The organism is Caldibacillus sp. 210928-DFI.2.18, from assembly GCF_020554505.1.
GTDB classification, from domain to species: Bacteria; Bacillota; Bacilli; order Bacillales; family Caldibacillaceae; genus Caldifermentibacillus; species Caldifermentibacillus hisashii.
In genome coordinates this window covers 1-9,337 of record NZ_JAJCHL010000107.1, presented here as the reverse complement: position 1 = coordinate 9,337, position 9,337 = coordinate 1, and the positions used below count along the sequence as shown (strand labels likewise).

Sequence of the window (9,337 nt, the reverse complement as noted above, 5' to 3'; positions counted from 1 at the left end):
ACAAGTACTTCTCCCATTATTTTACCCCATCCTTTGATAAATTTGAATTATTAATTATATTATACACGATAAGAACGTTTGTTTCCATAAAAATTTTTCGACATTGAAAAAATGAAGACGTCAATTAATTTGTCAAGGAAACTCACGGAAATAGCAAACATTGCAGCATTCTGTCCTCTGTAAGGATAGTGAAAAATTTCTAAAAAAGGGGATACCAATGAAGTGTAACATGATAAAAAAATTTATTAAAAAATGGTACAATTGAATCAAGATTAAGCTTCGATAAGGTTTTGGAGATAGCAGTGATAAATAGTGGTGGCATTTGGATAAAGTTGCTTCCGCTGAATTGTTTCTTGATGTAATTACTTTTAAAGACAAGGTAATCTATAAGGAGGGTCCTATATTCACGAAAGGAAATGTGTAATAATGTTTAAAATGAGAGCTTAAGGATGAAAACATAATTCAAAAAAAGCGACAACTATTTGTAAAGGGTGTGTTTTTAATGTCGGAAACACAAAAGAATATGTCTAAAAGAAAATTTGGCTGGGTAGATAAATGGGCAAAGATGACTGGTGAACGTGCGAGAATTGATGCTAAGGCCAATAATACTTATATTGTTTACGAAAAGGATGGAAAATTGGTTAAAGAATTTCCAAATGGTAATATTGAACCTTTATATAATGATGGTGATAGTTAATGCATACACACAGGCCAATGTTTTATGTTTTTGCTGGTAACAATGGAAGTGGCAAGAGTACATTTAGGAATCTTATTGTTGATAAAATCGGTATCGATATTAATATTGATCCGGATGCTATTGCAAGGAAGATTGATCCTGAAAATCCTGAAACTAGGCGCTTAGAAGCTGGTAAGGAGGTAATAAAGTCAGTATATCAATATATTAAGGAAGGTAAGGATTTTTCAATTGAAACTACATTAGCAGGGAAAAATGTAATAAGACAAATGGAGAAAGCTAAAAAATCGGGGTATGAAATTACGATGTTCTATATTGCCCTTAACAATGTTAAACAAAACATTGAACGTGTTGCAATGAGAGTCGAAAATGGCGGTCACCATATTCCTACTGAAGATATCATTAGAAGAAATTCAACGTCTTTTGCACATCTTTATCAATATTCGCACTTGGTTGACAACCTTATATTAATAGACAATAGTCAAGCCAATGGAGAAATTGTTATGGAAATAAATAGTGGAAAGATTACTTTTCAATCGAAATATTTACCATCATGGGTTCTACCGCTAAAGGAGCAGTATCAATAAGCAGGCACCGTTTCTGTGGGATTTGCAGATAATGGAAATATCCTACAACAATTTAATGATTATTTAAATACAACTAGTAATCATAGTTTCTGCGTATAATCTAGTTGATGATACTTGTTGTGAAAAACTACAAATTTTTATTGAAGGAAATATTTTCGGTATCAATTGATACCATTTTTGTGTATACTATAATTAAGGGGAGAAGGGTTTGGCTACTGAAGAAGAAAAAAGAGCCTTTCTTCGTGAAGCTAAACAGCTCATCTCTAATGGGAAGAGAGATTTCATTAAGAGAACGTATAAGCATCCTTCCGGGAGAAGAATTAGATGGATAGAAGCCCTCCTTGATATTGGACTAACAAGTGTCGACTAAATGTGGGATGAAGCATTAAAGTTAACGCCAAATGATTACTGCGATGGTCCTGTTGTAGATAGGGACAAACCACAGGATGGAAAAGTTATTTGGATTTTTAAAAAGAATATAAATGGTATTATCACCTATATAAAAGTGAAAATCGATCACAGAGGGTGTGTATGTTTATCTTTCCACGAAGACTGGCAATAAGACAGTTTTATTTTATACGTTAAGAAAGTATAAATTTCCAGCAAAGAAGCGGATTCGACGTAGTTGGAAATTTTAAGAATTAAGTATAAGTGCTCTTGCGGCTCTGCTCTCGCCTAAAGGCTCGGCAGTCGCCGAGTTTTCTATAAAAAATCAAATGCTTGGGGGAACTAATGAATGGAGGACACGATGATGGCATTAACAAAAGTTAAATATTGTGATGGTTGCCAAAAGGATGTGGAGGCTGTAATTGTTGAACGGCCAGCTACTTACACCTTTAAAGGCGAAACTTTTGAACTCATCGAGCGTGTATTACAATGCCCCTATTGCAGAGAAGATTTATACGATGAGTTATTGGATTCAGAGACAATGAGAATATTAACCAAGCTTTATGAAGAGCGTGTCGGACTTTCACTTGAAGAAATTAAATCGATTCGAGGACAGTATGGTTTATCAATGGATTTGTTCTCACGTATTTTGGGGTGGAGTAAAGCCACAATTGCACGCTATGAAACGGGTAAATATATTCCTGATAACTCGCACATGCAGGTACTGAAAAAATTAAAAGAAAAGCCAGAAACTATTGATGAATATTTTAAGTTAAATATGCATAAGTTCAATGAAAAGGAAAAAAGGAAAATTTTAGTAAAGCTAAATAGTTACGATCAAAATATAGTAGAAAAAAATCTAGTAAAGTTAATGAATATAAATTATAAAATGCATGAAAAGACAATCGATTCCGGATTTCGTTCATTTAATTTTTATAAGTTAGTAAATATGATCTTGTTCTTTGCTGAAGAGGGAATACAAAAGACGAAACTGATGAAATTACTGTTTTATTCGGACTTCTTGAATTATAAACGTAATTTAATTTCAATAACAGGAGTCCCCTATGTTCGATTGCCTTATGGTCCTGTGCCAAAAGATCATGATCTACTTTTATCTGCAATAGAAAAAAACGAATATATAGATATAGATTACGAATATATGAACGAGTATACTTTTATAAATATTAAAGCTAAGCGAAATTTTGATGATACATTGTTTAATAAGGAAGAAATTGAAATCCTTCGTCAAGTAAAAGAATTCTTTAAAAATTATGGGTCGGTTGCGATTAGTGAATACTCCCATAACGAAGATGGGTGGAAATACACCCAAGACAGAGATATTATTTCCTACGACTTTGCCGAAACTCTCTCAATAGGGGACTAGGTACCTTTTACTGTGGTGCCTGCCCCGGCACTTTAAAGTGTTAACGCATTGAGGATATGCCCCGTAAAAGAATCTTTTTCGCGATGTTCACCATGCGATAAATAGAATGTTAAACCTTAAACGTATAAAGAAGACCCCACAAATAATAGAGGAATTAAATGAAATAAAAGAAAAGACAAGTATCCTGACTAAAGAATTGGAGGCAAGACCAGTAAGCAATAACGTGTTGCAGAAAGTTATTATTCGAACACTGAACAATAGAGCCGATTATCTTCACTTCACCATTACAAATGGAGTTTCCAAGGTGTTTCAACATCGAGAACAATTAATGGCCGGGAATTTCGAATTTATTACTAAAGAAATTTATCCTGAAGAGAAAATTATTATTTGGGCTCATATTCTGCATATTAAACGAAAAAGCAGTGCGAATCGACTGGCTGCGTATTCATCTTTTTTTGAAATTTTGCCTCAGAGAATTAAGAATGATAGCTTTGTATTGGGCCTGTACGCTCACAAGGGAAAAATGGGGGATTACAGAGGTAGTGATTACCCAATAAAGAAGGCGAATAAAAAGAACCTTGAATGGCTATTGAGTCATTCCTCTTATCAAAACTTCTTTATCAAAACTGATTTAATTTGGGGCCAAAAAAAATGAAAGCATTTGAGGGAGGGAGTACTCGTATATCATTTGTTCCTGCTGAGCAATACGATGGCATCCTTTTTTTTAAAACCGTGAATCCTATCCATTTAAAACCTGTCACTTTCTAAGTATTCCTGGGTTATTATGATTTTTTAATTTGGTAGGTCTGACAGTTTACTAAAACAGTCGTTTTTATAATATAATAAATGTTATAATTAATATAAAATTAACTTTGAAGAAGGGAGTGAAAAGGAATGAAATGGTCTGAAGTACGCGAACATTTTCCAGAACGTTGTGTCTTAGTAGAAGCAATAAAGTCTGAAACAAGAGGTAAAGAAAGAATTATTGAAGATATGTCAGTAATTGATGACTTTGATAATGGAAATACAGCATGGAAAGTCTATAAAAAGCTACATGCGGAAAATCAAAGCCGTGAATTATATATCTTTCACACGAATAACGAAGAAATAAAGGTAATTGAGCATCCATATACAGGAGTGCGGAGAAGAGTATGAAATTTGAAATGGATAAAAACTTACCTCTTGTATCTGTTGAGATTGAATACAAGGGTAACAAAAAGACGTTCAATAACGTTTTACTTGATACTGGTTGCTCTTCAACTATTTTAGATACGGACTTATGTGAAGAAATCGAACTGATGCTTGATTTAGAAAATGCCATTACACGTAAAATGTATGGAATTGGCGGTACGGAAATATGCATTGAACAAAAAGTGAGTGATATCACTATAGATAAGTTTCTACTAAACGATTTCACTATTCAGCTTGGCGATGTTAGAGAAATGCATGGATTTGATGGAATCATCGGTAGTGACTTTTTTCTAGCAAATAAATTAATCATCGACTTTAAAAATATGGAAGTGCGAAAAAACTAGATTAGGATAACAACACTTCAATGATATAATTCTTTGCCATCGCCACGGAAACCACATGAAAAAACAGAGGTTCTAAGAAGTTTTATTAAAAATCGTGTAAAAAACGCTTCGGTAGAAACATATAATAAAAAATTCGAGTTGGAAGATGATCTAAAATATTTTGAGGATGTAGATATACTCATTTTCGCAGCAGATTCATCAAACTTTAAAGATATTTTATCTGATAACATAACAACACCGGAAAATATATTAGAGAAATTTTCATATAGAAAAAATATACCATTAGCATACTGTGGTGGATATAAGGGGTTTACAGGAAGAGTACTTCCTATCGTAATTCCTGGTGTAACTCATTCATTACATTGTATCCTTCATGATATTATCCAAACTAATGAAAATTCAAATTTCGATTTTGTATTAGATTTAAATCATAATACAGAGATTACTTTAAGTACAATACCCGAGACATGCAAAGTAATTAGTAGTATTATGTCTTTTGAAATTATTAAGTATCTAAGTGGTATCTTACCGTTATCTTTAGTAAATAAAATTATTTTTGTGGAATTTAAAAACTATTCATTAAGTCAATCGGAAATTAGTCTAAATGAAAACCATACATGTTTATGTGGACTATCACCTTAGACAGTTATATAATCAAATAAAAACTAGGATTTTTAATATATATTTAATTAAGTAGGAAATGTATAGACAAAAACGATTATCATGACTAAAATGAGAATCTCAATCAATCAATCTAAATCTTTCTGAAAAATCACATACGATGACAGTTTAATCATGATGAGGATATTAAGCCAAATAAAGGTCGTTCCCTATACTCTCTTTGTTGATAGCCATAGGAGGTAAAAATATTGCTAGAAAAAATAGATGTAGCTAAACAATCCATTAAGAATATTGTTATTGGACAGGATCAAGTTGTGGACTTATTGTTTACCGCGTTATTGGCAAATGGGCATATCTTATTAGAAAGTTACCCGGGGCTAGGGAAAACAAAGTTGGCTAAAAGTTTTGCTAAAGTAATTAATGGAGATTTTCGTAGGATTCAGTTTACACCGGATGTTTTACCGAGCGATATTACCGGAATTCAATTTTTAAATCCAAAGACCCATGAATTTGAATTGCGGATGGGACCAATTAAAACGAACATATTATTGGCTGATGAAATTAATCGGGCAACACCCCGGACACAATCCAGCCTGCTCGAAGCAATGGAAGAACAACAAATAACGATTGATGGGATTACTATAAACATTCCATCCCCATTTTTAGTTGTTGCAACACAAAATCCGATTGAATCCAATCAAGGAACATTTCCTTTACCTGAAGCACAATTGGATAGGTTTTTAATGAAAATCAATTTAGATTTTCCAATGCCAGAACAAGAATTAGAAGTTCTCAATGTATATCAATCTGATGATCCATTTCATCATATTATTCCCGTTTTAAGCATTCAAGAAGTTGTTGAACTACAAAAAAAGGTAACATTTGTTGAGGTGTCTAAGGTGGTGAAAAACTATTTGATGGCCATTATCTGGGGGACTCGGCAACATCCGGAAGTGGAAATGGGGGCTAGCACTCGGGCAGCATTATCGTTAATGCGTGTGGGACAGGCCTATGCTTTTTTACAAGGAAGAAAGTTTATAACCCCGCAGGACATTAAAGAATTGGCTCCTTTTGTTTTGGAACATCGAATCATTTTAACCCTCGACGGAATGATGCGAAAAACAAAACATGAGGTCATTCTTGAAGTGATTGAACAACAGCAAGTACCGGTAGAAATGGAGTTTGGGAAATAATGAAATGGGAGAAAAGTGTAGAGAATGGTTTAGAATATAAACAGAATCTGATTTTATTGTTTACGATTGTTCTAGTCATGATTAGTGTGTCAGCAAATCGGCCGTTATTGATGCTGCCGGTCGGCTTTTTTTGTATTTGGATTCTAGCAAGTTGGTTTTTAACCAAAAGTTTGGGTAAAAATCTTGAGCTGTCAGATGATAAGCGTCTCATTCGGATATATCAAGGAGAATATGGAAAATGTAAAATGGTATTTCGTAATGAGTCAGCCATTCCGTATATAGGTGGCTTTATTGGATTTTCAACAAACCAAAAAATTGAAAGCTTAAAATTCAGGACTACATCCACAGCACACAAAACTTTCTACCGGGTTCCCATCTTTATTTCTGGGAAAAGTGAAGCAGTAATAACCTTCCCCTTTTATGCAAAAGAAAGGGGAGTGATCCGGATTACCAATATTGAATTTTTCTTCCCTCATTTACTAACTTTTCATGATGTTTTATTAAGATTCAAAAAAATATATGGAACCGAAATTGTTGTTTATCCAAAGCCAATTCCAGTCGGAGGTATTGAGAATTTCCCATACATTCAAATCGGCAATCAAACTTCCAGATTTTCCCCGTTTGAGGATACTATGAAACTACAAGGAACGAAAGAATATTCATCGTCGGATCCTTTCAATCGGATTCATTGGAAAGCTTCTGCTAAGGAGCAAAAACTGCAATCAAAATTATTTGAACGAGATCACCATGTTTCTTGGGCTATTATGATTAACGTCGCACAAAAGAGTAGGATTGGAAATGTATACATCAGTCCTAATACAGAAAAATACATATCCCAAGCTGCCTATTTATGCCAGGTTATTATAAAACAAGGGTTTCCAGTTGCATTATATATTAATAGTAAGGGGTTAGGGGCAAGGCCTTATGTTTTGGAATCAGGAACCGGTATTGAACATTTAAAGAAAATAATGGAGTACTTGGCAAGATTTGATGAATCAACGGAGATTATGGATATAGGAAAAATGTTGGAATGGGTCGATTATAAGTCAGGACCTGCTAATTTGATAGCAATAATAGGCGAAGTGAGCCAAGAATGTAGCCTTATCATAAATAAATGGGATAGAGAAGGAAGAAAGATCCTCCATGTGGTGGATACGGAAAATGGTTCGTATTTAACAGAAATTAAGAATGAAAGGTTCTATAAAAATGTCAAATAGTCATGTAGCCAAGTTATCACAACTTTTTACAGAGGGGATGCTACTGTATTTTTTTCTCGTCCCTATATTTGCTGTACTTAGTTCTGGACTACCTTTATGGAGTTATCTTTTTATCATCGTTATTTCTATATTCCTTTTAGCAGTTAGTGTCCATTTTATAAAAAACTATGTGGTATATGTTGTAAACTTATTTTTGATGCTATTTTTGTTATTGGATGTTTTTCGTTATCCATTATTGACGGCATTAGCGATTCCGGTCTATATGATTTGGCGATTTCATGAGCATGAAAAATCCTCTGATATGCACAATCAGATAACAATTATTTTGTTCATGTTGATTTTACTAACTTTTGATGCACTATTTTTTTATCATGAAAATTTGATTGTGGTTACAATGTTCATGGTAGTTTCTATTTTTATCGGTTATTATGGAGCTCAAATGTTCAATGTACCAAAGGAAAACACACTTCAATCGGTCAAATATATTTTAAGTATCATGGGGATGTTATTGGCAAACAGTATCCTTCTATATTTTTGTTTTGGACTCATTAAGTTCCTTGTCAATGGTATGTGGTATGGTTTTAAGTTACTCATTCACTCGATGGCATGGGTGATAGGAAAAGGAATCGCATTATCCGGGTTAGATTTCGAGGCCATTCAAGGTTTCCTAGAACAACACAATTCTTCTCTTAACGGAAAGACACTTTTTGAAAAGGTGGACATGAAGCCATTTATACCTGAAGCGGAAATTGCAGAGAGAACTGGAGGTCTCATTAACTGGTGGACCATTGCAATTCTTGTGATTCTACTTATAGCAATAACCATTTTCTTGTTCAAGAAAAAATTTCAACGGTTGGAAACAACGGAGGATTCAAAAATGATTGTCGGATCCGGTTTAGATAATACAAATGTTCATAAGAGAAGAGAAAAACTTTTTTCAACAGTTAAAAAACCGAATAATATCATCCGATTGGACGTTTTAAATTTCGAACAATGGGCTTTAAAACTTGGGGTAGGGCGCAAGTTTCATGAGACCATTGAGGAATGGTTTGAACGGTTAGGAATAGATTCCCAGTATCTTGACTTATACCAAAAGGTTCGTTATGGAAATTTGGACGAGCTAACGAAAACTGAAATTGAATCTTTTCATAAACAATTAGATGAAATGAAATCATTAATTAAAAACAAGTTTAAGGAGAATGGCTAAAAATTTCTGTGCAGACTATCGAGCGTCACATGTATTATAGTAAAATTTATGTAATGGATTATGGATATTTATTATGGCACATGAATTTGAATGTGATCTATATTTTATCCTGAGAGATTAAAATAAATGACTATGTACCCTGCCTCCCAGTGCGTTAAACTTTTACTTTAATGTACTGGGTTTTCGCAGTGGGAGACAGGCACTTGTTAAAGTTTAAAAAGGGGTTTTTGTGCGGTAAGCTAAAAGTGCTTCCACATCGTTAGATTTAAGATTCGGGTTGGTTAGGATGAATACTTGCACCAATTTCTTCCACTTCATCGAGGCTCAGCTTCACGATTTTTATCACTTTTTCAACTGAAAATCCTTCCCGTAATAGCTCAGCGGCTAAATTCCTTTTTTCTTCCATTTTCCCTTTTTCGATCCCTTTTTCAATCCCTTTTTCAATTCCCATTTCCAATCCTTTTTCAAATCCTTCTTCCCTCACAGTTTTAAAATATTCAGCAAGTGTAGGT

Annotated in this window: 12 protein-coding genes and 1 pseudogene; 12 read left to right on the top strand and 1 reads right to left on the bottom strand. The window is 33.8% G+C overall.

Going from position 1 to position 9,337, the window contains the following annotated elements:
- Positions 1-502 precede the first annotated feature (502 nt).
- The 12 genes from LIZ98_RS15675 to LIZ98_RS15620 all read left to right on the top strand — a co-directional run bounded on the left by LIZ98_RS15675 (position 503) and on the right by LIZ98_RS15620 (position 8,825).
- A complete protein-coding gene (locus tag LIZ98_RS15675) occupies positions 503-697 on the top strand; it encodes a hypothetical protein (protein ID WP_041846820.1) in 195 nt (64 codons plus the stop codon).
- Positions 697-1,281: an ATPase gene (locus tag LIZ98_RS15670; protein ID WP_041846821.1), complete on the top strand. Its 585-nt coding sequence runs from the start codon at positions 697-699 to the stop codon at positions 1,279-1,281. Before LIZ98_RS15675 ends, LIZ98_RS15670 begins: the two co-directional genes overlap by 1 nt.
- Before the next feature lie 208 nt (positions 1,282-1,489).
- Positions 1,490-1,651, top strand: a complete 162-nt coding sequence (locus LIZ98_RS15665) for a hypothetical protein (protein ID WP_160289673.1) — start codon at positions 1,490-1,492, stop codon at positions 1,649-1,651.
- Positions 1,652-1,843 carry a hypothetical protein gene (locus LIZ98_RS15660; protein ID WP_041846822.1) on the top strand — a complete coding sequence of 64 codons (192 nt, stop codon included), beginning with the start codon at positions 1,652-1,654 and terminating at the stop codon, positions 1,841-1,843.
- Positions 1,844-2,032: 189 nt separating this feature from the next.
- The gene (locus LIZ98_RS15655; RefSeq protein WP_041846829.1) at positions 2,033-3,052 is read left to right on the top strand and encodes a type II TA system antitoxin MqsA family protein; all 1,020 of its coding nucleotides are present in this window, start codon (positions 2,033-2,035) and stop codon (positions 3,050-3,052) included.
- A 106-nt stretch (positions 3,053-3,158) separates the two neighbouring features.
- Complete coding sequence (locus LIZ98_RS15650; RefSeq protein ID WP_095142615.1) at positions 3,159-3,707, top strand: erythromycin esterase family protein; 549 nt, start codon at positions 3,159-3,161, stop codon at positions 3,705-3,707.
- A 239-nt stretch (positions 3,708-3,946) separates the two neighbouring features.
- Positions 3,947-4,207, top strand: a complete 261-nt coding sequence (locus LIZ98_RS15645; protein WP_041846823.1) for a hypothetical protein — start codon at positions 3,947-3,949, stop codon at positions 4,205-4,207.
- Positions 4,204-4,587: a retropepsin-like aspartic protease gene (locus LIZ98_RS15640; RefSeq protein WP_041846824.1), complete on the top strand. Its 384-nt coding sequence runs from the start codon at positions 4,204-4,206 to the stop codon at positions 4,585-4,587. The genes LIZ98_RS15645 and LIZ98_RS15640 overlap by 4 nt, the downstream gene beginning before the upstream one ends.
- 33 nt (positions 4,588-4,620) lie before the next feature.
- Positions 4,621-5,229 (top strand): ThiF family adenylyltransferase, encoded by a 609-nt coding sequence (locus LIZ98_RS15635; RefSeq protein WP_041846825.1) that lies wholly within the window; start codon positions 4,621-4,623, stop codon positions 5,227-5,229.
- A 227-nt stretch (positions 5,230-5,456) separates the two neighbouring features.
- Positions 5,457-6,401 (top strand): AAA family ATPase, encoded by a 945-nt coding sequence (locus LIZ98_RS15630; protein ID WP_227140192.1) that lies wholly within the window; start codon positions 5,457-5,459, stop codon positions 6,399-6,401.
- The gene (locus tag LIZ98_RS15625; RefSeq protein ID WP_041846826.1) at positions 6,401-7,618 is read left to right on the top strand and encodes a DUF58 domain-containing protein; all 1,218 of its coding nucleotides are present in this window, start codon (positions 6,401-6,403) and stop codon (positions 7,616-7,618) included. Before LIZ98_RS15630 ends, LIZ98_RS15625 begins: the two co-directional genes overlap by 1 nt.
- Positions 7,608-8,825, top strand: coding sequence for a hypothetical protein (locus tag LIZ98_RS15620; RefSeq protein ID WP_227203129.1), 1,218 nt, complete (start codon positions 7,608-7,610; stop codon positions 8,823-8,825). The genes LIZ98_RS15625 and LIZ98_RS15620 overlap by 11 nt, the downstream gene beginning before the upstream one ends.
- A 265-nt stretch (positions 8,826-9,090) precedes the next feature.
- On the opposite strand, the pseudogene LIZ98_RS15615 reads toward LIZ98_RS15620, so the two are convergent.
- A pseudogene (locus LIZ98_RS15615) lies at positions 9,091-9,337 on the bottom strand (hypothetical protein); the annotation flags it as partial.